Annotated in this window: 29 protein-coding genes; 16 read left to right on the plus strand and 13 right to left on the minus strand. The window is 64.3% G+C overall.

The window, feature by feature from the left end:
- The first annotated feature begins 138 nt into the window (after positions 1 to 138).
- Positions 139 to 1,023, plus strand: coding sequence for an NmrA family NAD(P)-binding protein (locus tag KY084_RS04320; RefSeq protein ID WP_219237212.1), 885 nt, complete (start codon positions 139 to 141; stop codon positions 1,021 to 1,023).
- Positions 1,024 to 1,209: 186 nt separating this feature from the next.
- Here KY084_RS04320 and KY084_RS04325 read toward each other — a convergent pair whose 3' ends face one another.
- The gene (locus KY084_RS04325; protein WP_219237213.1) at positions 1,210 to 2,295 is read right to left on the minus strand and encodes an alkene reductase; all 1,086 of its coding nucleotides are present in this window, start codon (positions 2,293 to 2,295) and stop codon (positions 1,210 to 1,212) included.
- A gap of 201 nt (positions 2,296 to 2,496) precedes the next feature.
- Between KY084_RS04325 and KY084_RS04330 the strand changes: the two genes are divergently transcribed.
- The 5 genes from KY084_RS04330 to KY084_RS04350 all read left to right on the plus strand — a co-directional run bounded on the left by KY084_RS04330 (position 2,497) and on the right by KY084_RS04350 (position 6,837).
- On the plus strand, positions 2,497 to 3,168 hold the full coding sequence (locus KY084_RS04330) for a COQ9 family protein (RefSeq protein WP_219237214.1): 672 nt from the start codon (positions 2,497 to 2,499) through the stop codon (positions 3,166 to 3,168).
- 102 nt (positions 3,169 to 3,270) lie between these two features.
- Positions 3,271 to 3,543, plus strand: a complete 273-nt coding sequence (locus KY084_RS04335) for a FeoA family protein (protein WP_219237215.1) — start codon at positions 3,271 to 3,273, stop codon at positions 3,541 to 3,543.
- 20 nt (positions 3,544 to 3,563) lie between these two features.
- The gene (gene feoB / locus KY084_RS04340) at positions 3,564 to 5,420 is read left to right on the plus strand and encodes a ferrous iron transporter B (protein WP_219237216.1); all 1,857 of its coding nucleotides are present in this window, start codon (positions 3,564 to 3,566) and stop codon (positions 5,418 to 5,420) included.
- Between the two features lie 12 nt (positions 5,421 to 5,432).
- The gene (ssb, locus tag KY084_RS04345) at positions 5,433 to 5,981 is read left to right on the plus strand and encodes a single-stranded DNA-binding protein (RefSeq protein ID WP_219237217.1); all 549 of its coding nucleotides are present in this window, start codon (positions 5,433 to 5,435) and stop codon (positions 5,979 to 5,981) included.
- A gap of 67 nt (positions 5,982 to 6,048) precedes the next feature.
- Positions 6,049 to 6,837: a DUF1206 domain-containing protein gene (locus tag KY084_RS04350; RefSeq protein WP_219237218.1), complete on the plus strand. Its 789-nt coding sequence runs from the start codon at positions 6,049 to 6,051 to the stop codon at positions 6,835 to 6,837.
- Here KY084_RS04350 and metW read toward each other — a convergent pair.
- Both metW and metX read right to left on the minus strand, forming a co-directional pair.
- Positions 6,834 to 7,424, minus strand: a complete 591-nt coding sequence (metW, locus tag KY084_RS04355) for a methionine biosynthesis protein MetW (RefSeq protein WP_219237219.1) — start codon at positions 7,422 to 7,424, stop codon at positions 6,834 to 6,836. The genes KY084_RS04350 and metW overlap by 4 nt on opposite strands.
- Complete coding sequence (gene metX, locus KY084_RS04360) at positions 7,421 to 8,539, minus strand: homoserine O-acetyltransferase MetX (RefSeq protein WP_219237393.1); 1,119 nt, start codon at positions 8,537 to 8,539, stop codon at positions 7,421 to 7,423. Before metX ends, metW begins: the two co-directional genes overlap by 4 nt.
- 124 nt (positions 8,540 to 8,663) lie before the next feature.
- Here metX and hisC point away from each other — a divergent pair, with 124 nt between their 5' ends.
- Positions 8,664 to 9,758, plus strand: coding sequence for a histidinol-phosphate transaminase (hisC, locus tag KY084_RS04365; protein WP_219237220.1), 1,095 nt, complete (start codon positions 8,664 to 8,666; stop codon positions 9,756 to 9,758).
- Positions 9,758 to 10,666, plus strand: coding sequence for a prephenate/arogenate dehydrogenase family protein (locus tag KY084_RS04370; protein WP_219237221.1), 909 nt, complete (start codon positions 9,758 to 9,760; stop codon positions 10,664 to 10,666). Before hisC ends, KY084_RS04370 begins: the two co-directional genes overlap by 1 nt.
- A 21-nt stretch (positions 10,667 to 10,687) precedes the next feature.
- Here the strand turns inward: KY084_RS04370 and KY084_RS04375 are convergent, their stop codons facing one another.
- From KY084_RS04375 to ftsE, 4 genes are read right to left on the minus strand one after another with little or no spacing between them, the layout of a single operon-like run.
- Positions 10,688 to 11,374 (minus strand): lysophospholipid acyltransferase family protein, encoded by a 687-nt coding sequence (locus KY084_RS04375; protein WP_219237222.1) that lies wholly within the window; start codon positions 11,372 to 11,374, stop codon positions 10,688 to 10,690.
- The gene (locus KY084_RS04380; RefSeq protein ID WP_219237394.1) at positions 11,374 to 11,907 is read right to left on the minus strand and encodes a YdcF family protein; all 534 of its coding nucleotides are present in this window, start codon (positions 11,905 to 11,907) and stop codon (positions 11,374 to 11,376) included. Before KY084_RS04380 ends, KY084_RS04375 begins: the two co-directional genes overlap by 1 nt.
- Complete coding sequence (locus tag KY084_RS04385; RefSeq protein ID WP_219237223.1) at positions 11,907 to 12,794, minus strand: cell division protein FtsX; 888 nt, start codon at positions 12,792 to 12,794, stop codon at positions 11,907 to 11,909. The genes KY084_RS04380 and KY084_RS04385 overlap by 1 nt, the downstream gene beginning before the upstream one ends.
- A gap of 5 nt (positions 12,795 to 12,799) precedes the next feature.
- Complete coding sequence (ftsE, locus tag KY084_RS04390; RefSeq protein ID WP_219237224.1) at positions 12,800 to 13,507, minus strand: cell division ATP-binding protein FtsE; 708 nt, start codon at positions 13,505 to 13,507, stop codon at positions 12,800 to 12,802.
- 174 nt (positions 13,508 to 13,681) lie between these two features.
- Here ftsE and KY084_RS04395 point away from each other — a divergent pair, with 174 nt between their 5' ends.
- From KY084_RS04395 to KY084_RS04420, 6 genes are all read left to right on the plus strand, one after another.
- Positions 13,682 to 14,431: an MJ0042-type zinc finger domain-containing protein gene (locus KY084_RS04395; RefSeq protein ID WP_219237225.1), complete on the plus strand. Its 750-nt coding sequence runs from the start codon at positions 13,682 to 13,684 to the stop codon at positions 14,429 to 14,431.
- Between the two features lie 119 nt (positions 14,432 to 14,550).
- A complete protein-coding gene (locus tag KY084_RS04400; RefSeq protein WP_219237226.1) occupies positions 14,551 to 15,441 on the plus strand; it encodes an STAS domain-containing protein in 891 nt (296 codons plus the stop codon).
- Positions 15,438 to 15,818, plus strand: coding sequence for an STAS domain-containing protein (locus tag KY084_RS04405; RefSeq protein ID WP_219237227.1), 381 nt, complete (start codon positions 15,438 to 15,440; stop codon positions 15,816 to 15,818). Before KY084_RS04400 ends, KY084_RS04405 begins: the two co-directional genes overlap by 4 nt.
- Positions 15,796 to 16,215: an ATP-binding protein gene (locus KY084_RS04410; protein ID WP_219237228.1), complete on the plus strand. Its 420-nt coding sequence runs from the start codon at positions 15,796 to 15,798 to the stop codon at positions 16,213 to 16,215. The genes KY084_RS04405 and KY084_RS04410 overlap by 23 nt, the downstream gene beginning before the upstream one ends.
- Positions 16,212 to 17,210 carry a SpoIIE family protein phosphatase gene (locus KY084_RS04415; RefSeq protein ID WP_219237229.1) on the plus strand — a complete coding sequence of 333 codons (999 nt, stop codon included), beginning with the start codon at positions 16,212 to 16,214 and terminating at the stop codon, positions 17,208 to 17,210. The genes KY084_RS04410 and KY084_RS04415 overlap by 4 nt, the downstream gene beginning before the upstream one ends.
- Positions 17,207 to 18,373 carry a sensor histidine kinase gene (locus KY084_RS04420; protein WP_219237230.1) on the plus strand — a complete coding sequence of 389 codons (1,167 nt, stop codon included), beginning with the start codon at positions 17,207 to 17,209 and terminating at the stop codon, positions 18,371 to 18,373. Before KY084_RS04415 ends, KY084_RS04420 begins: the two co-directional genes overlap by 4 nt.
- A gap of 70 nt (positions 18,374 to 18,443) precedes the next feature.
- Here KY084_RS04420 and KY084_RS04425 read toward each other — a convergent pair whose 3' ends face one another.
- The 6 genes from KY084_RS04425 to KY084_RS04450 form a co-directional block, all read right to left on the minus strand.
- Positions 18,444 to 19,412: a winged helix DNA-binding protein gene (locus KY084_RS04425; RefSeq protein ID WP_219237231.1), complete on the minus strand. Its 969-nt coding sequence runs from the start codon at positions 19,410 to 19,412 to the stop codon at positions 18,444 to 18,446.
- A gap of 70 nt (positions 19,413 to 19,482) precedes the next feature.
- Positions 19,483 to 20,382: a hypothetical protein gene (locus KY084_RS04430; protein ID WP_219237232.1), complete on the minus strand. Its 900-nt coding sequence runs from the start codon at positions 20,380 to 20,382 to the stop codon at positions 19,483 to 19,485.
- An 83-nt stretch (positions 20,383 to 20,465) separates the two neighbouring features.
- On the minus strand, positions 20,466 to 21,878 hold the full coding sequence (locus tag KY084_RS04435) for an NAD(P)(+) transhydrogenase (Re/Si-specific) subunit beta (protein ID WP_219237233.1): 1,413 nt from the start codon (positions 21,876 to 21,878) through the stop codon (positions 20,466 to 20,468).
- 113 nt (positions 21,879 to 21,991) lie between these two features.
- Positions 21,992 to 22,291: an NAD(P) transhydrogenase subunit alpha part 2 gene (locus KY084_RS04440; protein ID WP_219237234.1), complete on the minus strand. Its 300-nt coding sequence runs from the start codon at positions 22,289 to 22,291 to the stop codon at positions 21,992 to 21,994.
- A 13-nt stretch (positions 22,292 to 22,304) separates the two neighbouring features.
- Positions 22,305 to 23,432, minus strand: a complete 1,128-nt coding sequence (locus tag KY084_RS04445; protein WP_219237235.1) for a Re/Si-specific NAD(P)(+) transhydrogenase subunit alpha — start codon at positions 23,430 to 23,432, stop codon at positions 22,305 to 22,307.
- 1 nt (position 23,433) lies between these two features.
- Positions 23,434 to 23,556, minus strand: a complete 123-nt coding sequence (locus KY084_RS04450) for an aa3-type cytochrome c oxidase subunit IV (RefSeq protein WP_219237236.1) — start codon at positions 23,554 to 23,556, stop codon at positions 23,434 to 23,436.
- A gap of 149 nt (positions 23,557 to 23,705) precedes the next feature.
- On the opposite strand from KY084_RS04450, the gene KY084_RS04455 reads away from it, so the two are divergent.
- Together KY084_RS04455 and KY084_RS04460 are read left to right on the plus strand one after the other, a co-directional pair.
- Entirely contained in the window at positions 23,706 to 25,133 is a 1,428-nt protein-coding gene (locus KY084_RS04455) for a sigma-54-dependent transcriptional regulator (RefSeq protein WP_219237237.1), read from the plus strand.
- Between the two features lie 56 nt (positions 25,134 to 25,189).
- Positions 25,190 to 26,170, plus strand: coding sequence for a hypothetical protein (locus KY084_RS04460; protein ID WP_219237238.1), 981 nt, complete (start codon positions 25,190 to 25,192; stop codon positions 26,168 to 26,170).
- Positions 26,171 to 26,173: the final 3 nt, after the last annotated feature.

Here is a 26,173-nt window from a genome sequence, read left to right on the forward strand (position 1 = left end):
CTTTTCGGACGATTGCGAAGATATATCGGACCCTACAGCATGGTTCGTCCAACGCGCAAGCTTTAGCACGCCCCTTACTGACGCGTTCGCCGGATCTTGCTGCAGATGCAGCGCTTGCGGGCAGCAAAGGAGTATCGAATGATTGTTATCAGCGCGCCCACAAGCGGCATCGGAAGCCGGCTTCTCGACCATCTGCTGGAGGCGGGCGAGACCGTTCGCGTGATTGCCCGCGATTCATCCGGTCTCCCCGCGGCGACCCGCGAAAAGGTCGAGGTGATCGAAGGCTCGCATTCGGATGCGGAAATCATCACCCGTGCCCTGGAGGGCGCCGACGCCCTGTTCTGGCTGGTCCCGGCCAATCCCAAGGCTTCGAGCGTGATGGAGGCCTATGTCGAATTTTCACGCCCGGCAGTCGATGCGATCAAGGCGCAGGGTGTGGGCCGGGTCGTGAACATCTCGGCGCTTGGCCGGACCACATCGCTTGCCGATCATGCCGGATATGTCACTGGATCGCTTGCGGTCGATGACATGTTCGCAGACACCGGCGTCAATTTTCGCGCGCTGACCATGCCGTCCTATATGGACAATATGCTGATGCAGGCCGACCCGATCCGCGAAAAGGGCATGTTCTTCTCCCCGATTTCCGGCGATCTGAAACTGCCGAGTTGCGCGCGCAGGGACATCGCGGCGGTTGCTGCGCGGTTTTTGCGGGATACGCAGTGGACGGGGCAGCAGGAACAAGCCGTTCTGGGGCCTGAAAACATTTCATTCAATGACATGGCGGAAATCATGTCGGCGACACTCGGCAAGACGGTCCGGTTCCAGCAGATCCCGCTGGACGCATACAAGGATCAGTTCCTTGGTTTCGGTTTTTCCGACGCGATGGCGCAAGGCATGACCGACATGGCCGACGCCAAGAACGAGGGCCTGGACCTTGGCGTCGAGCGGACGCCGGACAACACCACCCCGACCAGTTTTGCAGATTGGTGCGAGACGGTGCTGAAGCCCGCCCTTGCGAATTGAGTCAAGGCACGCCCGTCCTATGTGGCATGATGTCGCATAGGACGGGCAATTGCACCGGCGAGCGCTGTCTTCATCGTCAGCATCGCCGTCGCCCTGTCTGGCTTCACTGGCCCTGGATGCTCTTGCCCATCGCCGTGATGTGCATCAGCGGCACGTGGATATGGACCCGGCCGGAACGGTGACCGATCACTCCGCCGCCTGCACCTCAAGCGTGGGATAATCGGTATAGCCTTCGGGGCCGGGGGCGTACCACGTAGCCATATCGTCCTCGTTCAACGCGGTGTTTTTCGCGAAACGCGCGGGCAGGTCGGGATTGGCCAGGAAAGGACGGCCGAACGCGATCGCGTCGGCGACGCCCGAATCGAGTGCTGCCTGCGCGCTTTCCCTGTCATATTCCTGATTGAGCACGAGCGGGTTGGTGAACACGTTGCGAATCTTCGGGCTGAGCTTGGGAACGTCGGTGCTGCCGAAAGTGTCGTTCGGACCGACTTCGCGTAGTTCGAGGAAGGCGATGCCGAGGTCGTTCAGCGCCATTGCCGCAGGCAGGAAGACCGATTCGGGATCGCTGTCATCGCACCCTTGCGTTTCGCCGTTGGGCGACAAGCGCACGCCGACCCGGTCCTTGCCCGCCACCGCGACCAGCCGCTCGGTCGCTTCGCGCAACAGGCGGATCCGGTTTTCGGGCGCGCCGCCATATTCATCCTCGCGCTTGTTGGTGCCGTCGCGCAGGAACTGGTCGATCAGATAGCCGTTCGCGGCATGCAGCTGAACCCCGTCGAATCCGGCGTCGAGCGCGTTTTTGGTCGCTGCCGAATAGTCGTCCAGCACGCGGGCGATATCGTCTTTCGTCGCGGGCCGCGCCTCGACATAGGGGTTGCGCCCGCTGTTGTTGCCGCGCGGGGGCGCCAGCGTCGCTGACGCGGAAATCGGCTGCATCCCGATGATATCGGGTGGGCAGAGCCGCCCCATGTGCCAGATTTGCGCAACGATGCGCCCTCCGGCCCGATGCACCGCCTCGGTCACGGGCTTCCATGCCTCGATCTGCTCGTTCGTCCACAATCCCGGTGCCGAGGGCCAGCCAAGCCCTTCGCGGCTGATGCCGGTGGCTTCGGTGATGATCAGACCTGCAGAGGCGCGCTGCGCATAATATTGCGCCATGATCGGCGTCGGTACATGTTCCGGCGTCGCGCGACCGCGGGTCAGCGGCGCCATCAATATGCGGTTGGGGGGGTGAATTGCGCCCAAGTCGATCGGATCGAACAGGCTCGGCATGATGTGCTTTCCTCAGCTTTTTCGTGTTGGCCGCGAGATAGGAGCCGAAGGCGGTGCGTGCACGGCCCTGGCGGGACAGGAAAAACTTTATGCCCGCAAAGCATCCTGTACCGGTGTCGCCGCCAGGGCGGTGAGCGATCTTCGCCAACGCTTGCGTGTGCGGGCGAGGACATTAGATCGGACAGGTGAAGGAGAGGCGTGATGGCCGCAAAGATTGCCGACGATGCGACGCTTGATGAAATCCGCGCAGGGCTTGCCGCCGAACTACCGATGAATGCGGCGTTCGACGGGTGGAACGATACCGCGCTTGCCGCTGCGGCGCAGGCGGCCGGGATCGATCTTGACGTGGCGAAGCTGGCCTTTCCGGGCGGTGCGGTCGATATGATCGATGCCTGGTTCGCGCATGTCGACGCCGAGATGGCGACAGCGCTGCCGCCGGAAAAGCTTTCCGCCATGAAGATACGCGAACGGATCACCGCGCTTGTCGAACAAAGGCTGGCGACGCTGGCCGGTGAGCGCGAGGCGCTTCGCCGTGCGCTGGCCGTGCTCGCCATGCCGCAAAACGCGTTGAAGGCGGCACGACTTGGCTGGCGCTCCGCCGACCGCATGTGGCGGCTGGCGGGCGATACCGCGACCGATTACAACCACTATACCAAGCGCGCGATGCTGGCGGGGATTTACGGCGCGACCATCACGGTTTTCCTCGACGATGAGACGCCCGAATGGGCCGATACCCGTGCGTTTCTGTCTCGCCGGATCGATGGGATCATGCGATTTGAAAAGGCAAAGGCGAAGCTGACCGGGCGAATGGGCAGCGAAAACCGGCTCAGCCTGTCGCGTTTCATCGGTCGGCTGCGGTATCCCGCCACCTGACCGGTTCGCCCGCTCGCGACCGCGACGCCCAATCGGTTTTTTACGCATCCGCGGGAGATTAGTCCTAGAATTGCCTCCCGCTTATTGCTATTCACTTGCAATATGAACGCTCCAGCAACCGTGTCCGTACCGCTTTGCCTCTCCGAAATGCCCCGCCGCAAAAGCGGACGCGTTGCGGGCGTTGACTGGGACACGCTGGCGTTGCCCGAGGCGCGGCGCTTGCGCGAACTGGGTCTGGATGAAGGCGTAACGGTCGAACTGCTTCATCAGGCGACATTCGGTCGTGGTCCGCTGGCCTGTCGGATCGGCCGGATGACGGTGGCGCTTCGCCGCCATGTGGCCGGCGCGATTCACGTTATGCCCGACGCCGCCTGAACCAGGGGCCGGATCGAGCGATGAATCAGGCGCCTCTCGTCGCATTGGTCGGAAATCCCAATGCCGGTAAGAGCGCGCTTTTCAATGCATTGACCGGCGCGCGGCAAAAGGTCGGCAATTATCCCGGCGTTACCGTCGAACGCCATGCCGGGCGGCTGGCGCTGGACGACGGGCGTCCGGTCGAACTGGTCGATCTGCCCGGCGCGTATAGTCTTGATCCATCCAGTCCCGATGAACAGGTCACTCGCGACGTAGTGACCGGATCGCAGGCGGGAGAGCGGCTGCCCGATGCGCTGGTCGTCGTGGTCGACGCCGCCAATCTCGACAATCATCTGCGTTTCACGCTCCAGCTCGTGTCGCTGGGGCTGCCGGTGATCGTCGCGCTCAACATGATCGATCTTGCCAGGCGCGATGGACTGGAACTCGATCCGGCTATCCTTTCGCAAGAACTTGGCGTGCCGGTCATCCCGACAGTGGCTGTTCGCCGGCGGGGACTCGACGAATTGAAAAAGGCGCTGACCGCGACGCTTCAGGCGGGGCCGGTCGTTCGGCCGGGCGGCGGCGTGGTAGAAGATATCGTGACGTTGCAACGGCGCGCGCGGGTTATTTCGGAAAAGGCGACGATATCCGAAACGGCGGTGCGGCGCTGGACGCATCGGCTCGACGCCGTCGCGCTTCACCCGGTGTTCGGCTCGCTATTGCTGCTGGGGCTGTTGTTCCTGATGTTTCAGGCGGTGTTCGCCTGGTCCGAAGCCCCGATCGGCTGGATCGAAACCGGGGTGGCGGCAATCGGCGACCTTGCCACGTCGGCGCTGCCGCCCGGATTCGTCCGGTCGCTGATCGTCGACGGGCTGATCGCCGGGGTCGGCGCGGTGATCGTCTTCCTGCCGCAGATACTGATCCTGTTCCTGTTCATCCTGCTGCTTGAGGCGTCGGGATATATGGTCCGCGCCGCGTTCCTGATGGACCGGCTGATGGCCACGGCGGGGCTTTCGGGGCGCGCGTTCATCCCGCTGCTGTCCTCGTTCGCCTGCGCGGTGCCGGGCATCATGGCGACTCGCACGATCGATGACGAAAAGGACCGGCTGACCACCATCCTGATCGCGCCGCTGATGACCTGTTCGGCGCGCCTGCCGGTCTATTCGATCATGATCGGTGCATTTATTCCCGCGCGGCAGGTGCTGCCGGGGGTGGGGTTGCAGGGGCTGGTGCTCTTTTCATTGTACGTCGCCGGCATCGTCGGTGCGTTCGTGGCGGCCATCGTTCTTCGGCGGACGGTGACGAAGGGCGAATCGTCGGGCTTCATGATGGAAATGCCCAAATATCAATGGCCGCGGCTGAACGACGTTCTGCTTGGGCTGTGGCAGCGCGCGCTGATCTTCCTGAAACGCGCCGGGACGATCATTGCTTTCACCACCATCGTGCTTTGGGCATTGCTGAGCTTTCCCAAACCGCCCGCCGGGTCGGACGCTTCGCCGGTCGATTATTCGGTCGCCGGGCGGATCGGCCATCAGATCGAAAAGGTCGTCGCGCCGATCGGGTTCAACCGCGACATTGCGCTCGCGCTGCTGCCCGCGATGTCGGCGCGCGAAGTCGCTGTCGCGGCGATCGGCACCGTGTATTCGATCGACAATCCCGATGAGGATTCGGGCGAGAACCGGCTGGTCGACAAGCTGCGTTCGCGATGGACCCTGCCGACCGCACTCGCTTTTCTGATGTGGTTCGTGTTCGCGCCGCAATGCATTTCGACGATCGCGATTACCCGGCGAGAGACGAATGGATGGAAATGGCCCGCCTTCATGGTTGGCTATTTGTTCGCACTCGCCTACATCGCCGCAGGGGCGACATACTGGATCGCCATAGCAATCGGATTGTAGGGAGAAACGGCGATGGCCGGCAGCGTCAACAAGGTGATCCTGGTCGGGAATCTGGGCCGCGATCCCGAAAGCCGCAGTTTTCAAAATGGTGGGAAGGTGTGCAATCTGCGCATCGCCACGTCGGAAAACTGGAAGGATCGCAACACCGGCGAGCGGCGCGAAAAGACCGAATGGCATTCGGTTGCGATCTTTAACGAAGGCCTTGCCAACATCGCCGAACGCTATCTGCGCAAGGGATCGAAAGTTTATATCGAGGGTCAGCTTCAGACCCGCAAATGGCAGGACCAGTCTGGCAACGACCGCTATTCGACCGAAGTCGTGCTGCAAGGCTTCAACGCGGTGCTGACCATGCTCGATTCGCCCGGTGGCAGCCAGGGCGGCGGCATGGGCGGCTCGCGCGGTGGCGATGACTGGGGCGGTGGCGGCGATGATTTCGCCGGTCAGTCCTCGGGCCGTGGCGGCGGCTTCAACTCCGGCGGCGGTCGGTCGGGCGGGGTGAAATCGGGCAATGACGATTTCGGGGGCTTTGCCGACGATCTGGACGACGACGTCCCGTTCTGACACCGGAACAAGCGGGGGCGTCGCGCGCTGGACCGGTTCAACGGTCGGGAGGAAGCGCGTGGAACGATTGGCAAGATTGGAATATTTCGCCCGGGCGGGATATCTGGCCCGGGCGATCGTCTATTTCCTGCTCGGCTATCTGACCTTCGTCACCAGTCGCGCCGAAGGCACGGCGAGCGTGCTGGAGGATATTCAGGACCTGCCCGCGGGCACCATCGTGCTGGCAGTTACGGGACTGGGGCTGGCCGGATACGGTTTCTTCCGCATCTATGGCGCGCTGATCGATATTCAGGACGATGGGCATGGCGCGAAGGGTCTGGGCAAGCGGTGCGGCCATGTCGCCAGCGGCATCGCGCACCTGATCCTCACCTATCTCGCGTTCAAGGTCGCGTTCATGGGCGGTTCCTCCGGTGGTGGCGGCGGCAACGAAGCGACTCAGAAAATATTGTCCTTCCCCGGCGGATCGATCGTCATCGCGATCGTCGCGATCGGCTTTCTGCTCGCCGGGTTCAACCAGGCGCTGAAGGCGATCACCGGCAAATTCGAACGCCTGCTCGATCCCGACGTGCCGCATTGGGGCGTGCTGATGGGCCGGGTCGGCTATGCCGCGCGGTCGGTGGTGTTTCTCGTACTCGGCTGGCACCTGCTTACCTCCGCCTGGTCGAACAATGCCAATCAGGTGGGGTTTCAGGCGGCGCTCGACGCGCTTGGCGAAACGCCGTGGCTGTACGACGCGGTGGCATTGGGGCTTCTGATCTTCGGATTGTTCAGCCTGGTGATGGCGCGATATCGCACGATCCGCGACGGCGCGCTGAAGGATCGTATCCGCGCGGGGAAGGTGAAGCTGCTTTTCTAACGGTGGAGCAGAAAGACGGCGTGTTCGGCGAAGATATTCGCCCCCGCCGGCCGCGCACGCTTGTCGCCCGATAAAAACCATTCGGCATCGATTGCAATGCCGCGTTCGGCCACCATCGCACGGAAATCGTCGATCGTTACATGGTGAATGTTGGGCGTGTCGTACCAGCGTTCGGGCAGCAGCCGGTTGACCGGCATCCGTCCGCCGAACAACAACGATGCGCGCACCCGCCAATGCGCGAAATTGGGGAAGGAAACAAAAGCCTGACGCCCGATGCGCAGCAGATGGTCGAGCACGCGGTCCGGCCTGCGCGTCGTCTGCAGCGTGCGGCTCAATATCGCATAGTCAAACGCCTGATCGGGATAGCCGGCAAGATCTGTGTCGGCATCGCCCTGAACCACCGAAAGGCCGCGCGCGACGGCGGCGGAGACATTGGCGGGATCGATCTCCAGCCCGCGCGCATCGACGCCGTGCCGGTCGCGAAGCGCGGCCATCAACGCGCCGTCACCGCACCCGATATCGAGCACCCGCGAATCGGGCGCGACATTGCGCGCGATGATCGCCAGATCGGGCCGAAGGTCGATCATCGTCCGTTCCCCAGAAAACCCGCGACCACGGCGTTCAGCTGGGGCGATTCGAGCAGAAACGCGTCATGGCCAAAAGGACTCGACAATTCGACGAAACTGACCCGCTTCGCCGCGGCATTCAGCGCCTGAACGATCGCGCGCGATTCGGATGTGGGATACAGCCAGTCTGTGTCGAAACTCACGACGCAAAAACGCGCGTCGGTGGCACGAAACGCGTTGGCGAGCAGCCCGCCATGCTCTTCGCCAAGATCGAAATAATCCATCGCGCGGGTGATGTAGAGATAGGCGTTGGCATCGAACCGGTCGGTAAAGCTCAACCCCTGATAGCGAAGATAGCTTTCAACCTGGAAATCGGCATCGAATCCGAAGGTCTTGGCTTCGCGCGCCTGTAGTTTGCGGCCGAACTTCTCGGTCAGGCCGGCTTCGGAAAGATAGGTGATGTGCGCCGCCATGCGCGCCACGGCCAGCCCGGCCGCGGGCGGATCGGCGGCGGCGTAATAATCGCCCTCGCGCCATTTGGGATCGGCCATGATCGCCTGGCGTCCGACCTCGTGAAAGGCGATGTTCTGCGCCGAATGCCGCGCGGTCGAGGCGATGACGACGACCGCCTCTATCCGCTGTGGAAAGGTCGCGGCCCAGCTCAGCGCCTGCATGCCGCCCATCGAGCCGCCAACTACGGCGTGCAGCCGCGAAACGCCCAGATGGTCGAGCAGCATCGCCTGCGCGCGGACCATGTCGCGCACCGTGATGACGGGGAAGTGCATCGCAAAGGGCGCGCCGGTTGCCGGGTCGATCGTCGCCGGGCCGGACGATCCCATGCAGCTTCCCAGCACATTGGTGCAGATGATGAAGTGGCGATCGGGGTCGATCGGCTTGCCGGGGCCGACCATGCGGCTCCACCAGCCCGGCTTCCCCGTCACGGGATGATCGGACGCGACATACTGATCGCCGGTCAGCGCGTGGCAGATCAGGATGGCGTTGGACGCATCGGCATTGGGCACGCCATAGGTTTCATAGCCGAATTCGACCGGCGTCAGCGCCGCACCGCTGTCGAGCGAAAGCGGCCCGGACAGGGTGACATGGCGCCTGAGGCCGTAACGCGCATCGTCGGGCATGGCGCGCTGGTTACGGCCGGGCGGGCGCTGGTTCAAGCCGGTTGGCTGCGTCGGCGTCGCCAATCTCCTTGCCAATCGCCAATCTCCTTGCCAATCGACTGCCGCTGCGTCATTTCGCGGGGCCATGAGCGCACCCGAACCCAAATCCTGGGTCATGGACATCGCCCCCTATATTCCGGGCAAGTCCACGACCGACAGCGGCGCAAAGGCCGCCAAATTGTCGTCGAACGAAAATCCGCTCGGCACGTCGCCCGCCGCGCGTGAGGCGTTTGCGAGCGCTGCCGGCGAACTGGAGCGCTATCCCGACGCGTCGGGCGCGATCGTTCGCGAAGCGATTGCGAAGAAATACGACCTTGATCCGCAGCGCATCATCTACGGCACCGGTTCGGATGAAGTGCTGCACATGGCTGCCAGCGCCTTTGCCGGGCCGGGGGATGAGGTGATCTTCGTTCGGTACGGCTTCGCGGTGTACGAAATCGCGACCCGGCGCGTGGGCGCGACCCCCGTGGTGGCTTCCGATAGCGACTATGCGAGCGATGTCGACGCGATCCTGGCCGCAGTCACCGATCGGACGCGCATCGTGTACGTCGCCAATCCGAACAATCCCACGGGCACCTATGCCGGCCGTGAAGCGATAGCGCGGCTCCATGCCGGACTGCCCGGCCATGTGCTGCTCGTCCTCGACCATGCCTATGCCGAATATCTGCAACCGGGCGAGAACGATGGCGGCATGGCGCTGGCCAAAACGGCGCCCAATGTGCTCGTCACGCGCACCTTTTCGAAAATCTATGGTCTTGCGGCCGAACGGATCGGCTGGGGCTATGGCGCGATGGATCTGATCGCGGCGATGCATCGCATCCGTCAGCCGTTCAACATCACCATCGCGGGGCAGCGCGCCGCCGTCGCCGCGCTGGAGGATGAAAATTTCGTCGCGAAAAGTCGCGCGCACAACGCCGAATGGCGCGGCTGGTTCGTCGATCAAATCGCGGCGCTTGGTAATGCGGGGCTGCGCGCCGTACCGTCAAAGGCCAATTTCGTGCTGGTGCTGTTCGAAGGACAGGTGAGCGCCGAACAGGCGTACAAGGCGCTTCAGGATCGTGGCTATATCACGCGCTGGCTGCCGGGACAGGGGCTGGGCAACGGGCTTCGCATCTCGATCGGGACCGAAGCCGAAATGCGCGGTCTGGTCGCGGCGCTGCGAGAGGTGGTCGCGGCCTGATGCTTCCTTTTTCGCGCGTCGCCATTATCGGACTGGGCCTGATCGGCTCGTCGATCGCGCGCGCGGTGAAGGACGCGATGCCGGGTGTCGCGCTTTCCGGCTTCGACGCCGATGCGGATGTGCGCGAACGGGCGCGCGCGCTTCGCCTGTGTGATGACATCGCCGACAGCGCGGGCGCGGCCGTGACCGATGCCGATTTCGTCATCCTGTGCGTTCCGGTGGGGGCGATGGCGGCGGCGGCGCGCGATATCGCCCACGACCTGCCCGATGATGCGGTGATCAGCGATGTCGGGTCGAGCAAGGGAAGCGTCGTCGCGGCGCTGCGCGAAGCCTTGCCCGATGCCGCCATCGTCCCCGCCCACCCCGTCGCGGGGACCGAGCGCAGCGGGCCGGAGGCGGGCTTTGCCGCGCTGTTCCGCAACCGTTGGTGTATTCTTACCCCTCCCGAAGGAACAGACCCGCTCGCGATCGAGCGGGTGGGCGAATTCTGGAAGCGGCTGGGCGCGAAGATCGAGACGATGGAACCGGCGCATCACGACCGGGTGCTGGCGGTGACCAGTCATTTGCCGCACCTTATCGCCTATACCATCGTCGGCACCGCGTCGGACCTTGAAGAGGTGACGAGCAGCGACGTCATCAAATATTCGGCCGGCGGGTTTCGTGACTTTACCCGGATCGCCGCATCCGATCCGACCATGTGGCGCGATGTCTTCCTGTCGAACCGCGAAGCGGTGCTCGACATGCTGCAACGTTTTTCGGAGGACCTGTCCGCGCTGCAACGTGCCATCCGCTGGGGCAAGGGCGACGAGCTGTTCGATCTGTTCACCCGGACGCGCGCGGTGCGCCGGTCGATCGTCGAACAGGGGCAGGACGATGCGCGAGAGGATTTCGGCCGGTCGCACGAATAACGGTTGCGAACCGAACGGGGCTCAGCCGGGTTCCATCGCGTTGATCGCGCGATGCACCGCCGCTTCGATTTCCTTGCGCGGCAACCCCGGCGCGATCGGATCGCCGAAGCGAATGGTAATCGTGCCCGGTCGCTTCGCGCCGTGGCGCGGACACAGATGCCCGCTGTCGAGCGCGATCGGAACGACCGGCAGGGCAAGGCTGCGATACAGGCCAGCAAAGCCGGGGCGCAGCGGCGGCGTTTCGCCGGGTGTCACCCGCGTTCCTTCGGGAAAGATCAGCACCGGCCGCCCTTCGGCCTGCGCAGCCTTTGCATCGCGCATCATCGCGCGCAATGCGGTGGCAGATGCGGCGCGGTCGATCGCGATCACGCCATAGCGCTGCGCCGCCCAGCCCCAGACGGGGATTTGCGCCAGTTCGCGCTTCATCACGACCGCCGGTGAATCGAGCAATCGCGCCAGTTCAAGCGTTTCGAACATCGCCTGATGCTTGGCGGCGTACAGCACCGGCTGCGCGCTCGGCATGCCCTCCACGCGAACATGGATGTTCAGAAATATGCGCGCGCACCAGGCGTGAAACGCGGCCCAGCGGCGGGTGTAGCCGCGCAGCGCGCTGCGTCCGAACAGCGACACCAGCGGGGCAAGCGCGACAATGACCACCGACGCGCCGTAAAAAACCACGCTGAACAGGAAAGAGCGTAGCCGGTTCATCACCAACCCAGCCAAAGCGCCACGCGGCGCACCAGATATTTGTTATATTCGCGAAACAACATGCCCAGCCCGGCTTCGCTGGGCACCGGATCGCCGACCAGCGCGACATCGTCGTTCAGCGCATGGCCAAGTTCCATCCGTGCGCGCGGCATGTGCCAGCTCGATGTGACCAGCCGGACGCTGTGATAGCCGTGGGCCGCGACCCACCGGGCGGTTTCCTCTCCGTTCGACCGGGTATCCACCGCTTCGCGCCCCAGATCGACGCAGCAGGTGAACAGGCGCGGCGACACACGATATTCGATCGCCAGTTCGATCGGGCGAACGTCGCGGTCCACCCCGGTGATCAGCATCCGCTTCGCCGCGTTGCGCTGCATCAGCGCCAGTCCGCGATCGATCCGGCCCGCGCCGCCCGTCGGCACGACGATGGCGTCGGTATGCGCCGTCCGGTCGTGTGAGCCGCCGAGCGAAAGCATGAACACGGCAAAGCCAAGCGCATAAACGAGCACGGCAAGTGCCAGAAGGCGGCGGAAAATCACAGCGTTCGCCCCAATGCCCGCTGAACCGAAAGGCGTGCCGCCAGCATGGCGAGAAGGGCGAAAAGAAACGGTATCGCGGCAAGGATCAGCCAGTCGCGCGGCTCCAGCACCATCCCGGAAATCGCGCCGCTGCCCAGCAGAGCGAGCCGCATCTGAAGGAACCAGCACAGCGCGAGTGCAGCGAGCGTCCCGATGACCCCGCCGATCAGCGTTTCGAGCGCAATCCTGCGCTGGAACAGGCGGGCGACCTGAATATCGGTGGAGCCGAGCATGTGCAGCACTTCGATCGTATCGCGATGCGTGTCCAGCCCGGTGCGCGCGGCGAGCAGCACCACCGCCCCCGTCGCGATCAGCATCAGGATAATCAGCGCAAGCGCGAGCAGCATCAGCGTCGTCAGAAAATCGCGCACCGGTGAAAGCCAAGTGGCGTGCCGATCGACCACCGCATGATCGCTTGCCTGCCGGGCGATGGCCGATATTCGCGCCACCATGGCGTCGCTTGCATCCGAAAGATCGACATCGATCATGGTCGGCATCGGCAGGTCGGCGTCCAGCCCCGCTTCGCCGAGCCAGGGTTTCAGCAGCGCGTTCAGCCGTTCGGGCGGCACCTGTTCCACCCGTTTCACGCCCGGAAATCCTTCAAGTCGGTCGAGGATCGCCGCGGTGGCGGCATCGCGCGCGGCGGTGTCAGCCTCAACCACCTGCACCGTCAATCGGCCGGCCAGTTCGTTGTCCAGCGATGTCGCGGCGTGAACGGTGCCGAGGCCAAGCCCGGCGGCAAGTACGGTCAGGAAGATCATGATCGCCATGATCCAGACCATGACCAGCGTGCGCCGGTTATCGTCGAGCAGGCGGCGGGCGGGAGCGGAGGGGCCGAGTGCCATTGCGGTTATTCCTCGACCCGGCGCGGGGGGTGGCGCAGCAATCCGGTGGGATCGCTGATCCGTCCGTTGTCGAGCCGCATCATCTGCGCATGGCCGACGCGGTTGATCAGGTGAAAATCATGCGTCGCGACGACGATCGTCGTGCCGAGCCGGTTGAGCGATTCGAACAGGTGGAGAAGCCGCTCCGCCATGGCGGGATCGACGTTGCCGGTCGGTTCGTCAGCGACCAGAATTTCAGGGCGGCCGATCACGGCGCGCGCGATCGCGATGCGCTGCTGCTCGCCGCCCGACAGGGTGGGTGGTTTGGCGCGGCCGCGTTCGGTCAGGCCGACCCAGGCGAGCATTTCGCGCACCGGCGCCTCGATCTCGCTTTCGGGCATGCCGGCGATGCGCAGCGGAAGCGCGATATTGTCATAGGCCGAAAGATGCGGGACAAGGCGGAAATCCTGGAACACCACGCCGATTCGGCGGCGAAAGCCGGGCAGCCGTTTGCGCGGCAGCGTCACCGCATCCTCCCCGAACAGGCGGATCACGCCGCGCGTCGGGCGCCGTGCGAGATAAAGCAGCTTCAGAAGCGATGTCTTGCCCGCACCCGACGCGCCGGTAAGGAAATAGAACGCGCCGGCCGCCAGCGTAAAGCTGACATCCGACAGCGTTTCCGGTCCCGTGCCATAACGCAGGCCGACATTTTCGAATTGAACGATATTCGCCATTCGCGGCTCTCGGCGCGCTTTCCCGTGACCTGTGCTACCCGCGACATGCCTTCGCACGTCCGGCCCGCGCGCTCAAGCAATGGCCGACAACTCTTGCCAGCACAGCCCTTTGCGTGCTTAGAATCATCGCACCCGCCCCCTGCCAGAACTTCTGCCCGCGAAAAGACCGGTTCGATGATCCTCGAATGCGCCGAGTGCCACACCCGCTATCAGGTTCCCGACAATGCGATCGGTCCCGAAGGGCGCACCGTGCGCTGCGCCAGTTGCAAGCATAGCTGGTTTCAGCCGCCGCCGCTTGTCACCGACCGGGTGGCCGTGCCGGAAAAGCGCGTTGCCGCGCCTGCCTCTGCTCCCGCGCCGGTTCCGGCCGCTCCCGCTTCGCCGGCGCCGGTGCATCGCTTCGTCGATGACGCGGTCGCGCCGCGTGGTCCCGGTTCGTCGGTCGGCTATGATCCCTTTGCGCAGGAACCGCTGTTGCGCGCGCGGCGCAATCCGGCGCGGCGCTGGACGGCGGCGGCGCTGCTGGCGGGGATCGTGATGCTGCTTGCGACCGGCGCGCTCTTCTATTTCGACGCGCCGGGAATAGCGGCGCAGCTCGGCCTGTCGACCGGCGATGCGCAGACCCCGCTTCGCTTCAGCGGCACGAAGATCGATCGCGGCATGCTGTCGAGCGGCAACGAATTGTTCGCCGTGTCGGGCCGGATCGAAAACCCAAGTGCGCAGCGCCAGCGCGTCCCCGACATCCGGGCGGAACTTCGCGACGATCAGGGCGATCAGGGGCGGCTTGTCTATAGCTGGACGATCACCCCGCCGCAGCGGACGCTGGGTCCGGGGCAGAACCTGTCGTTCAACAGCGCGAAGCTGGACGTGCCGGCGGCATCCAAGACGCTGGAGCTGAGCTTCGTCGGTGAAAACGGGCAATAGCGCGCAAGATCGGCGGCAACGTTGCGGCTGGCGGACCGTGCCGAGCCCGACAGACCGATTGATCTGCGCTCCGGCTTGGCTAAAGGTCGAACGCGAAACGAAAATGCCGAGGAAAGTTGATGTCGCAGGTCAATCTCAAGACTGTGTTGAATATCTTGCAGGACGAACGCAACGCGGTTCTTCGCGAATGGGTTGAACAGGCGGGCGAAGACGGCGGCAAGCGCAGCGACCTTTTTTCCGAAAAGGAAGAACGCGATCAGGCGGATACGCTGTTGCGCGCCTTTGCCAGCGGGGTGCGCGACGGGTATCGCGACGGCAATTTCGATCTTCAGGACGAATATTGGACCGACCTGCGCGGCATCCTGTCCGAAATAACGCATGAGCGTGTCGAGCGCGGCGTGCTTCCCGGTGAAATGGCCGCGCTGGTCCTCGCGCTGAAAACGCCGTTGTTCGAACGGTTGAAGACCCGGCTGGGGGACGAACCCGACCGGCTGGTCGATGAAATCCTGCTGATCACCAAGGCGATCGACGCCTTCGCCATTTATACGAGCGAGGTGTTCATCGCCGAGCGCGATGCGGTGATCGAGCGCCAGCGCGACGAGATGCTGGAACTGTCCACGCCGGTGGTCGAGCTGTGGGACAAGGTGCTCACCCTTCCGCTGATCGGAACGCTCGACAGCCTGCGCGCGCAGGAAGTCATGGAAAGCCTGTTGCAGGCGATCGTCGACCGGCAGGCGGAGGTCGTCATCGTTGACATCACCGGTGTGAAGACGGTCGACACGCAGGTCGCGCAGCACCTGTTGCGCACGGCGGCTGCGGTCCGCCTGATGGGCGCGCAATGCCTGGTGAGCGGCATCAGCCCGAAAATCGCGCAGACCATGGTGCAGCTCGGCGTCGATGTCGGAGAGGTTCGCACGCGCTCGTCGATCCGCAACGCGCTGACCGATGCGCTGACCGCGGTAGGTGTCGAAATCCGGCCGATCGAATCGCATGGCGGACGGCGCGGATGATGAATCCCGCGTCGATCTATCTGGTTGAAGGGATATTGCTGGTTTCGATCCGGCAGGATGTCACCGATACCGACATCATCGATCTGCAGGACGTGCTTGCCGGCCGGATCGCCGAAACCGGCGCTGCCGGCGTCGTGATCGATATTTCCGAACTGGAAATCGTCGATACCTTTGTCGGCCGGGTGCTGGCGCAGGTCACCGGCATCGCACGACTGCTGGATGCGGAGACATTCGTGGTGGGAATGCGCCCGGCCGTCGCGATGACGCTGGTCGAACTGGGCATGTACCTGCCCGAAAACCGTACCGCGCTGACGCTCACCCATGCGCTGGAAATCATGAAAAGGGCGCGGCCTGGTGATCCTGACGGGCGGGCGTAAGGTTTTTTCGGTGGAACTGCGATCGGACCGCGACGTCGCTATCGCCAGGCGCAGGGTTGGCGATTTCATGAAGGAACAGGGCAGCCGCGAACTGATGCAGGCTCGCTTCGTCACCGCCGTCAGCGAAGTCGCGCGCAACGCCGTCGTGCATGGTGGCGGCGGTTCGCTTGGCGTCTTTTCATTTCCCGACAGGCGGCTTGTCGGGGTCGAATGCCGCGATTCGGGACGTGGCATCGCTGATATCGACGCGGCGATGGTGGACGGCTTTTCGACGCGCAACAGCCTGGGCCGTGGCCTGGGCGGTGCGAAGCGGCTTTCCGATGCGTTCGAGATCGAAAGCAGGCCCGGCACCGGCACCGTCGTCCGCCTGACCGGCCTGTTGCAGACGCGGCGATGATCGGCTGGCTGAAGATCGGCGATCCCAGCGCCGTGGCGGAGGCGCGCCGCCGCGCGCGGCGCACCGCTTCGCTGCTCGGTTTCGATCCCTACAGGCTGGAAAATATCGCCATCGTCGCAACGGAGATCGCGCAGAATATTTTGCGGCACGGCGGCGGCGGCAAGATGCTGGTGCAGCTGTTCGGCCCGCCGGGCGACGAAAAACTCTATCTGATCGGCATTGATGAAGGCCCCGGCATCCGGCGGGTGGACCGGATGCTGGAGGACGGGGTGAGTACCGGGGGATCGGCGGGCACCGGTCTCGGCGCGATCCGGCGTCTGTCCGACCGGATGGATATCGACACCGCGCCCGGTGCGGGGACGGTGGTGACCGCCGAATTCACAAGCGACAGCGCCGATCCGGCATGGGACCATACCGGCCTGCGCATTCCCTATCCGGGCGAACAGAAATGCGGCGATGCCGTGGCGGCGCGCGTCGCGGGCGCAAAGGCCTGGTATCTGGTGTGCGACGGGCTGGGCCATGGCGTGAAGGCGGCAAGCGCTGCTTCGGCGGCGAAGGCGCGCTTTCTGGAAACACCGGCGGATGATCCGGTCGCCATCCTCGACACCATGAACGAGGCGCTGGAGGGAACGCGCGGCGCGGTTGCGGCGGTGGTCCGCATCGACCGGGCGAGCGCGCGGCTCGATTACGCCGCGATCGGCAATATCACGACCATGATCGTTCAGGATCGGGTGTCGCGGCGTCTGGCGGTGCGCGACGGTCTGTTGGGCGGGCGTCGCACCTCTCCACATGAAGAATCGGCGGAAATCGGGGCCGATGCGATGGTTTTGATGCATTCGGACGGACTGGCGACCCTGCGGCGGGTGTCGGAACGTCCCACGCTTATGCAGCGAAGCAGTACGGTAGTCGCGGCGCGATTGCTTGCCGAGGCGACGCGCGGGCGCGATGATTCGAGCATATTGGTGACGAGAATGCGGGCGGCGAGGGCGCTTTGACACTGGAAATCGTCACGATCCGTATCGGCGTTGAATCGGATATTCCGCGCGTCCGCCAGGTTGCGGACCTGATCGCCCGCTCGCTGGGACGCGACCGGTTCGCCCACACCCGCCTGGTGACCGCGGTTCTGGAAATCGCCCGCAACGCTTTGCAATATGCAGGGGGCGGGCAGGCCAAATTCTCGGTCGCACAGGAGCGGGGAAAAGCGATCCTGACCGTTCGGATCATCGATCAGGGCGCCGGCATTGACGACAGGGACGCTGCCCGCGATTCGCGCCGCGACCGGGGCATGGCGAGCGGCGGTCTGGGCCTGGGGCTGAGCGGGGTGAAGCGTCTTGCCGACCGGTTCGACATTACCTCTTCGCAGGAGGGAACGCGCGTCGATCTGGGGTTTTTCGTGCCTGTCGACCCCGATACGCTTGCCGATCATGTCGCGAAAATCGACAGGGAACTCGTCGCGCTCAGCGCGGTCGATCCGGTCGCCGAACTGGCCCGGCAGAACCGCGAACTGGCCGAAGCGATGGCCGAGCGCGAATTGCTGATCGACGAAATTCACCACCGGACGGGAAACAATCTCGCGCTGATCGCCAGCTTCATCCAGATGAGCAGCCGCACCGCGCAGCTTCCCGAAACGAAACAGGCGATGGCCGAACTGGAAGCGCGCGTACATGCCGTCGCGCGCGTTCATCAGGAATTGCAGCGTTCGCATCGCGCCGATCGCGTCGACCTGATCCCCTTGCTCGAAAATGTCGCGCGGCATGCCAAGGATGCGTTCAGCACCGATGCGCGCAACATCGCCATCGATGTCGATGGCGCGCCTGCGATGGTGGCGAGCAACACCGCGATCGATCTTGGCCTGATCACCGGCGAACTGATCACCAATTCGTTCAAGCATGCGTTCAGGGACCGGCGCGAGGGGAAGATCACCATCCGGTTCGCGCAAATCGACGAACGGGACCGAACCTCCGGGTGGCGACTGACCGTAGGGGACGACGGCGCGGGCTTTACCGGCGCGGAGCGGCCGGAGCGTCCCGAATCGCTGGGCTGGCGCATGATCCGGGCGATGAGCGCGCGCCATGGCGGTACGATCGCCACCGATGGTTCGGCGGGATTCGTCACCACGTTGACGTTCCCGCCCGAATTGGTGGTCGCCGGCGACTGATCGGGATCCATGGGGCGATACGTCGCTCGCCGCCAAACCGCCGACCGGTTCGGCGCGATGCCGGTATGCGTCAGGCGCGGCCCGGCGTTGTGGGGCCGAGCGCCGCGAAATAGTCGCGCATCGCCCGGCTGGCCTTCGGCGTCAGCGCGATGAAGACGCGCCGACGATCGAGCGGATCGGCTTCGCGGCGCAGCAGCCCCGCCTCGGTCAGGTTCGTGATCCAGCGCAGCGCGGTGGTCGGCGGCACGGCGGCGGCGATGCACAGGCTGGACACCGATACCTGATTTGCGTCGAGTTCGGCGGCGAACAGGTCGAGCAGCATGTCCCATGCCGGATCGGCGAACAGTCCGTTGACGAAAAACCGGTCGCGCAACCGTCGCGTGCGAATGACGTCGCGCACCCGCGCTGCATCGACTTCGGGTTCGTGCGTCGGTTTTTGCAGCGGTGGCGCGTCATAGGCGGTGCTGCGATCGCCCACCGCGCCGTTGTTGCCGCCCGAATCGTTGCGCGTCAGCCGCGAAAGCGTTTCGGCGATCCGCGCCACTTCCTGATTGAGTCGGGCGAGTCGCTGGCTTTCCGAATCGCGCGCGGCGTCGTGAAATGCCATTGGCATGCGGCGTCCGGCAACCGCCAGCGCGGATACCTGTTCGGCGAGCGAGGGGTCGCACAGCAGATGCGCGCCATGGCCGAACAGGCGGGCGGCGATGATGTCGATCTGATCGGGCGTGAACACGGCAACGATCTGCGCGCCCGTTTCCTCGGCACAGCGGACCGCCGCGTCCAGCGTAGGTTCCAGCGCCCCGTGGGCGACCTCCTGCGCGTCGATCAGGATGACATCGAGCGTCGCCTGACGCGCCAGCCTTTCCTCCGCATCGGTGAAAGCAAGCATTGCACTTATCCGCGCGCCTGCCAGCGTCGCAGCCTCACGCGCGCGCCGTTCGGCCGCGCCGCAGCCGCACACCGCCACGACAGCGGCGGAAATCCGTCGTCCCTCATCCCCTTCGAAACTCGCGCCCGGCATGCCGTACTCCAGGTTCATTTCCCGCTTCCTGTTGCCTGATTAATCCATTCCGGGGCAGTCAATTCGTATCCGATCCGGACCATTCCGGTCATCGCCATATTTCCTCCAGCGCTTCTTCGCTGTCGGGCGCCAGTTGCAGCGCGGCACTGGCCAGCCCGCATGCCGAAAGCGCGACCCAGAACGTGCCGGTGATTCCGCTGGCGATCCAGCCGAGGATCATAAACACGGTGATGCCGTTCGCCTGACGCGCGAGCTGCTGCTCTCCCAACTGGCGCAGTCGGTCGGGGTCGAACAGGCCGCCCATCGCCCCCATGCCGCCGCCGGTGATCAGGCTAACCATCACCGCTGCGATCATATAGATCAGGAATACGACGATGAAGGCGCCCAGCATTGCCCAGAAATGGCCTCGCGACAGGCGCCATGCATCCCCGATGACGATCTTGCGGCGAAGCACCGTCAGCGGCATGGCGAGTGCGAAGCGGACCGACAGGAAAATCCACAGCGCGAAAAAGCCGAGCCCGAGCAGCCCGAAAAGCGCGATGCTGCCTGGGCCGGGCGTCCCGCTTCCTCGTCCGGGACCGAAGGCCATGCCGACGCCCGCCACCATTGCGATGATCATGCCGAGCACCGCAAAGACGATCACGAACAACAGGCCGAGCGCGAACACCCGCAATTCGTCCATCCCCAGACGCAGATACGCGGCCCTCGAATCCGCGGGCCGCAGGATCGCGCGGAATGCCGCATTGTTCAGGATCAGCAGCGCCAGCATCAGCAGCGGGTAAAACAGCGCCATTCCGCCAAGCCGGGCGAAAACCGCCTCCGGCGCGGCACCGGTCTCCTGCGCGGTCATCAGACCCTGCAGATCGGGCATGAACAACAGGCCCATCGCCACCGTGACCACGATATAGACCGCCGCCCAGACGGCGAACGCGCCCGGACGTTCGCGGATGACGCGAAAGCCCGCGCCGATAACGGCACCCATGTCCATATGATTTCCCCCAATCTTACGGGGTGGAAGCTGCCATGGCGCGGCTGCCATTACCAGCCCCGCAGGGAGTGGGCGATGCTATGTCAGTCGATCGCCTTGACGATGTCCTCTACCATCTTCTTGGCATCGGCGAGCAGCATCATGGTGTTGTCGGCATAGAATAGTTCGTTGTCTACCCCGGCATAGCCTACCCCGCCCATCGACCGTTTGCAGAACAATACGGTTTTCGCCTTGCCGACATCCAGAATCGGCATGCCGTAAATGGGGGAGGACTTGTCGGTCTTTGCTGCCGGGTTGGTGACGTCGTTCGCGCCGATGACGAAGGCGACATCGGTCTGAGCGAACTCGCTGTTGATGTCTTCCAGCTCGAACACCTCGTCATACGGCACGTTCGCTTCGGCAAGCAGCACGTTCATATGCCCCGGCATGCGCCCCGCGACCGGGTGGATGGCGTATTTTACGCGCACGCCCTCCGCCTTCAGCTTGTCGGCCATTTCCCGAAGCACATGCTGCGCCTGCGCGACCGCCATGCCATAGCCAGGGACGATAATGACCTGTTCGGCCTGGCTCATCAGGAATGCGGCATCCTCCGCCGATCCGCGCTTCCACGGTCGGTCGATCTTTTCGCCGCCCGCACCGCCGGCCGAATCCTCCGCGCCGAATCCCCCCGCGATCACCGAAAGGAAGCTGCGGTTCATCGCATTGCACATGATATAGGACAGGATCGCGCCCGATGAACCGACCAGCGCGCCGGTGATGATCATCGCCGTATTGTGCAGCGTGAAGCCCATCGCGGCCGCTGCCCAGCCCGAATAGCTGTTCAGCATCGACACGACGACCGGCATGTCCGCGCCGCCGATCGGGATGATGAGCAAAAAGCCGATCGCGAAGGAAAGGACGGTGATCGTCCAGAATATCCACGGCGCCTGATCCTGAGTGAAATACGCGACCAGCGCGATAATCGCGGCCAGCGTGCCGAGGTTGATGACATGGCGTCCGGGCAGCATGATCGGCTTGCCCGACATATTGCCGTTCAGCTTGGCAAAGGCGATCACCGATCCCGAAAAGGTGATCGCGCCGATCGCGATGCCCAGCCCCATCTCGATCCGGCTCACCGGGAAGATGATGCCCGCCTCTGCAATACCGAACGCCGCGGGGTTCAGATACGCCGCGCACCCCACCAGCACCGCGGCAAGCCCGACCAGCGAATGGAACGCGGCGACAAGCTGCGGCATTGCGGTCATCGCGATACGCCGGGCAATGACGAAACCGACCCCCCCGCCGATGAGGATCGCAATCGCTATTTCGGGCAGGCTGGCGATTTCATGCGTCACCAGCGTCGTGATGATGGCCAGCCCCATGCCGATCATGCCGAAGCGGTTGCCCCGGCGGCTCGTCTCCGGGCTGGAAAGTCCGCGCAGCGCGAGGATGAAGCAGATGCCCGCGACCAGATAGGCCAGCGCCACCCATGGATTTACCGGTGCTGCCTCGTGCATCTGCTATCCTTCCCCCGCTATCGTCATCGCGAGCGAAGCGAAGCAATCCAGCGACGCGGCCCGCAACATGGATTGCTTCGTCGCTGCGCTCCTCGCAATGACGGCAACCTCCATCATTTCTTCGCCGCTGCCGGGCGTTCCTTCTTCTTGTACATCGCCAGCATCCGCTCGGTAACGGCAAAGCCGCCGAAGATGTTGATGCTCGCCAGCACCACGGCGGCAAGGCCGAGCCATTTTGCGGTCGCTTCTCCTGCGGCGGCGCTTGCGATCAGCGCACCGACGATGATGACGCTCGATATCGCATTGGTCACCGCCATCAGCGGCGTGTGCAGCGCGGGCGTGACCGACCAGACGACATAATAGCCGATGAAACAGGCCAGCACGAAAACCGACAGGATGCTGATAAAGTCCATCGTGCGTCTTCCCCTATCCGGCTGCGAGCAGCCTTTCGTTCACCACCTTGCCGTCTTTCGTCACGCGCACCGCATCGCCAATTTCCGTGTCCAGCACCGGTTTGCCGGCGTCCTTGTCCCAGAAGGCGGAAAGGAAATTGAACAGGTTGCGCGCGAAAAGCGCGGAAGTGTCGGCGGCCAGACGACTCGGCACGTTGCGATGCCCCATGATCTTCACGCCGTGGACGGTCACGATCTCTCCGGGCACCGCGCCTTCGACATTGCCGCCCTGTTCGACGGCCAGATCGACGATGATGCCGCCCGGGCGCATCGTCGCGATCTGCGCATCTGATATCAGGCGCGGCGCGGGTTTGCCGGGGATCAACGCGGTGGTGATGACAATGTCCTGTTTGGCGATGTGGCTGGAGACGAGTTCGGCCTGCGCCTTTTTATATTCGTCGGACATTTCGGTGGCATAGCCGCCGGTGCCCTCACCCTCGATGCCCTTCACGTCTTCAACGAAGATCGGCTTCGCGCCCAGCGACTGTATCTGCTCTTTGGTCGCGGCGCGGACATCGGTGGCCGAAACCTGCGCGCCCAGTCGCCGCGCGGTCGCGATCGCCTGAAGCCCGGCCACGCCGACGCCCATTATGAAGACGCGCGCAGCCGACACGGTGCCCGCGGCGGTCATCATCATCGGAAAAGCGCGGCCATATTCCGCCGCGGCGTCAATCACCGCCTTGTACCCCGACAGGTTCGACTGGCTCGACAAAATGTCCATCGATTGCGCGCGCGTGATGCGCGGCATGAATTCCATCGCCAGCGCCTCGATCCCCATTTCAGCATAGCGATCCATGCGCGCGCGCTCGCCAAAGGGGTTCAGCCCGGCGACAAGCCATGACCCCGGTTCGATGCCGTTCAGGCTGTCGGGGTCCGGCCCCTGTACGGCCAGCACGATTCCCGCACCGGCAAGGACATCGGCGCGCGAGCCGACATTCGCGCCCGCATCGCGATACGCCGCATCGGAACAGCATGCCGCCTCGCCCGCGCTTTGCTCGACCGCGACATCGGCGCCCAGCGCAACGAATTTCTTCACGGTTTCGGGGGTTGCGGCGACGCGGCGTTCGCCCGCCGCCTGCTCTTTCAGGACGGCGATCTTCATATCAGGAGATCATCCACACGACCGCGACGACGATAATCACCACCGCCAGCAGGCCCCATCTGAACAGCTTCGTGAAGACATTATATGTCCCCATATGCGCTTTCATGTCGCTGCTGTCGGTCATGGCGAAGACATCCCCCGATCCTGTTTTTACAAATACTAGCCGCCTGCCGCGCCACGCTCAAGCATGATCGCGGATAGGGGCTTTAAGCGCGCCTTTACCCATTACCGCTAAAGCACTGACCTGATTTGGGACAGCCAGGGACTTGCGGGATGACGCGAAACGGCCAGCGCCTGTTGATGCTGATCGACGACGAACCGGCGCAGCGCCGTCTGGTCGCGGCGATCGCGGCACGGCGACAATGGCGCACGGTGCATGCGGGCGACGCCGAAACCGCCTTGGCGACGCTGGGCACCAATGACGGCATGGCGCTCGACGCCATCGTCATCGATCACTGGGCGCCTGATTCGGACGCCGCCGCGCTGATCGGTGAGCTTCGCTGCAACCGGCCCCGGCTTCCCATCCTGATGCTGACCGCCAACAGTTCGGTCGCCGCCGCGGTCAGTGCGATGCGCGCGGGTGCGACCGATTTTCTTGTCAAGCCGCTTGCCCCCGAACGCCTGCTCGCCGCGCTGGAAGCCGCAGTGGGTGAGGAGGGCAAGGGCGAACTTCGCCCATTGAGCGAAAAGATGTCGCAACCGCTTGGCTTTGACGAAGTGGTCGGATCGGCACCCAAATTCCGCGCCGCGCTGGCGATCGCGGCAAAGGCGGCGCGCGCGCGCGTCCCTGTCCTGATCGAAGGCGAAAGCGGGGTGGGCAAGGAAGTGCTCGCCGAGGCCATTCACGCCGCCTCGCCACGACACGCCAAGCCGATGGTCCGCGTCAATTGCGGTGCGATCCCCGCCAACCTCGTCGAATCGGAATTGTTCGGCCACGAAAAAGGTGCCTTTACCGGCGCTTTCGAACGCAAGGTCGGTCGTTTCCGCGAAGCGGACGGCGGCACGCTGTTCCTCGACGAAGTCGACGAAATGCCGCTCGATGCGCAGGTGAAGCTGTTGCGCGTCCTGCAATCGGGTGAAATCCATCCGCTGGGCGCACGCCATTTTCATGGCGTCGATGTCCGCGTGATCGCGGCGACCAACAAGCGGCTGACCGACGAGATAGAGGCGGGGCGGTTTCGCGAGGATCTGTATTACCGGCTGAACGTGGTGCAGGTCGCGGTGCCGCCGCTGCGCGACCGGACGGGCGATGTCGCGCCGCTGGCCCGCCACCTTCTGGCGCGGATCGCACGGCAGCCGGGGCTGCGCCCGCTTGGCATCACCGAAGAGGCGCTGTCGCTGCTCGGCGGCTATGACTGGCCCGGCAATGTCCGCCAGTTGCACAACGCGCTGTTTCGCGCCTCGGTACTTTGTGAGGGCGATGCGCTGACCCGGTCCGATTTTCCGCAGATCGCCGAACTCGCCAGCCGGGGCGGCAAAAGCACGGCCCCGCCGCCGCCGTCCACCGGGCATGCCGGGGTCACGCTGTTCCATGCCGACGGCAATCTGCGCGCGCTTGCCGATATTGAAGCCGACGTCATCCGGCTGGCGATCGGGCATTATCGCGGCCGCATGACGGAGGTCGCCCGACGGTTGGGGATCGGCCGTTCGACCCTGTACCGCAAGCTGAGCGAACTGGGCATCGATCAACACGCCGCATAACCCGTCGCCCCCATGGAACGCCTCGCTTTGCCGCGCTTTGAAGAGGCATGCGACCCATGGCGATTTTATTCGTGGCGGCGATCGCTGGATCGACCGTCGCGTGCAACCAATCGACTTCCGGTCCCGCCTCTGGTGGGCAGGGGACGAAATCGGCCATGTCCGGAGCGGCGGCGTCTGGATCGGAATGGATATCCTATACCAATACGCGCTTTGGCTATCTGATCCGGGTGCCGCCGGGATTCGTTTCGGAAAAGGCGCCGCAGAACAAGGACGGTCGCGTTTTTCGAGATAAGAACGCGGCACTGCGCATCTTCGGCAGGCACAATGTGCTCGACACCAACTTTGCCGATCAGATCGCCCAGACGCGGGAAGATATGAGCGATGTCGCGGTAACGTTTCGCAGTGCCACGATGTGGCGGGCAAAGGCGCATACCAGCGATGGCTGGATGGTTCATGTCCTGCTGATCCGTGCCCCGCCCGACGATCTGATCGTGGCGCGTTTCAGCTATCCGGGGCGGAAGGAAGAAGCGTTCGGCGATGCTGCGCAGCGGGCGCTGGATTCGGTCCGTCTGACGGGCGCGGCAGGGCCGGTCGCCTATCGCTACCGTCCCGACCGCCTGACGGCGGTGCGCACCACGATATCGCTTCCGCCTGACCATGACCGGGCGCTGCCCGCCACCAAATTGGTTCCGGTCGAACGCGCCGCCCGGATCGGGAAACCGGGATGCTCTTACGGTCTGTCGGGGCAGGCAGAAACCTGCAGCGCCGACAGGGAAGCCGGCCTTGCCTTTGCGCTGGTTTCCCGGCCAATCGCCAATTTGCGGAATTCGTTCGACGCGCAGCGGATCGAGGCGAGCCAGCTTGCCGGACGCCCCGGTTTCCGCATCACCCAAAGTGCCGAAGGGGAGGGGGCAACGTACAGTTTCATTCCCGCCGGCAAGGATACGGTGGTGGTCGAGAGGCTTTGGCGTTCGAACAGCGATTGCACTGCCTGTCGCGCGGTGCTGAAAAACCTGACCGTCACGCCCGATGCCTGATCC

This window comes from Stakelama flava (genome assembly GCF_019351405.1).
GTDB lineage: Bacteria > Pseudomonadota > Alphaproteobacteria > Sphingomonadales > Sphingomonadaceae > Sphingomonas > Sphingomonas flava_A.

Coding starts and splice junctions, on each gene's coding strand:
- KY084_RS04330 (WP_219237214.1), top strand. CDS start 2,497: ATGGCCGCAAAGATTGCCGACGATGCGACGCTTGATGAAATCCGCGCA.
- feoB (WP_219237216.1), top strand. CDS start 3,564: ATGAATCAGGCGCCTCTCGTCGCATTGGTCGGAAATCCCAATGCCGGT.
- KY084_RS04335 (WP_219237215.1), top strand. CDS start 3,271: ATGAACGCTCCAGCAACCGTGTCCGTACCGCTTTGCCTCTCCGAAATG.
- ssb (WP_219237217.1), top strand. CDS start 5,433: ATGGCCGGCAGCGTCAACAAGGTGATCCTGGTCGGGAATCTGGGCCGC.
- KY084_RS04430 (WP_219237232.1), bottom strand. CDS start 20,382: ATGGACATGGGTGCCGTTATCGGCGCGGGCTTTCGCGTCATCCGCGAA.
- KY084_RS04425 (WP_219237231.1), bottom strand. CDS start 19,412: ATGAACCTGGAGTACGGCATGCCGGGCGCGAGTTTCGAAGGGGATGAG.
- KY084_RS04325 (WP_219237213.1), bottom strand. CDS start 2,295: ATGCCGAGCCTGTTCGATCCGATCGACTTGGGCGCAATTCACCCCCCC.
- KY084_RS04385 (WP_219237223.1), bottom strand. CDS start 12,794: ATGGCACTCGGCCCCTCCGCTCCCGCCCGCCGCCTGCTCGACGATAAC.
- KY084_RS04450 (WP_219237236.1), bottom strand. CDS start 23,556: ATGACCGACAGCAGCGACATGAAAGCGCATATGGGGACATATAATGTC.
- metW (WP_219237219.1), bottom strand. CDS start 7,424: ATGATCGACCTTCGGCCCGATCTGGCGATCATCGCGCGCAATGTCGCG.
- KY084_RS04370 (WP_219237221.1), top strand. CDS start 9,758: ATGCTTCCTTTTTCGCGCGTCGCCATTATCGGACTGGGCCTGATCGGC.
- ftsE (WP_219237224.1), bottom strand. CDS start 13,507: ATGGCGAATATCGTTCAATTCGAAAATGTCGGCCTGCGTTATGGCACG.
- KY084_RS04395 (WP_219237225.1), top strand. CDS start 13,682: ATGATCCTCGAATGCGCCGAGTGCCACACCCGCTATCAGGTTCCCGAC.
- KY084_RS04375 (WP_219237222.1), bottom strand. CDS start 11,374: ATGAACCGGCTACGCTCTTTCCTGTTCAGCGTGGTTTTTTACGGCGCG.
- KY084_RS04455 (WP_219237237.1), top strand. CDS start 23,706: ATGACGCGAAACGGCCAGCGCCTGTTGATGCTGATCGACGACGAACCG.
- metX (WP_219237393.1), bottom strand. CDS start 8,539: ATGCCCGACGATGCGCGTTACGGCCTCAGGCGCCATGTCACCCTGTCC.
- KY084_RS04460 (WP_219237238.1), top strand. CDS start 25,190: ATGGCGATTTTATTCGTGGCGGCGATCGCTGGATCGACCGTCGCGTGC.
- KY084_RS04320 (WP_219237212.1), top strand. CDS start 139: ATGATTGTTATCAGCGCGCCCACAAGCGGCATCGGAAGCCGGCTTCTC.
- KY084_RS04440 (WP_219237234.1), bottom strand. CDS start 22,291: ATGGACTTTATCAGCATCCTGTCGGTTTTCGTGCTGGCCTGTTTCATC.
- KY084_RS04445 (WP_219237235.1), bottom strand. CDS start 23,432: ATGAAGATCGCCGTCCTGAAAGAGCAGGCGGCGGGCGAACGCCGCGTC.
- KY084_RS04400 (WP_219237226.1), top strand. CDS start 14,551: ATGTCGCAGGTCAATCTCAAGACTGTGTTGAATATCTTGCAGGACGAA.
- hisC (WP_219237220.1), top strand. CDS start 8,664: ATGAGCGCACCCGAACCCAAATCCTGGGTCATGGACATCGCCCCCTAT.
- KY084_RS04405 (WP_219237227.1), top strand. CDS start 15,438: ATGATGAATCCCGCGTCGATCTATCTGGTTGAAGGGATATTGCTGGTT.
- KY084_RS04415 (WP_219237229.1), top strand. CDS start 16,212: ATGATCGGCTGGCTGAAGATCGGCGATCCCAGCGCCGTGGCGGAGGCG.
- KY084_RS04435 (WP_219237233.1), bottom strand. CDS start 21,878: ATGCACGAGGCAGCACCGGTAAATCCATGGGTGGCGCTGGCCTATCTG.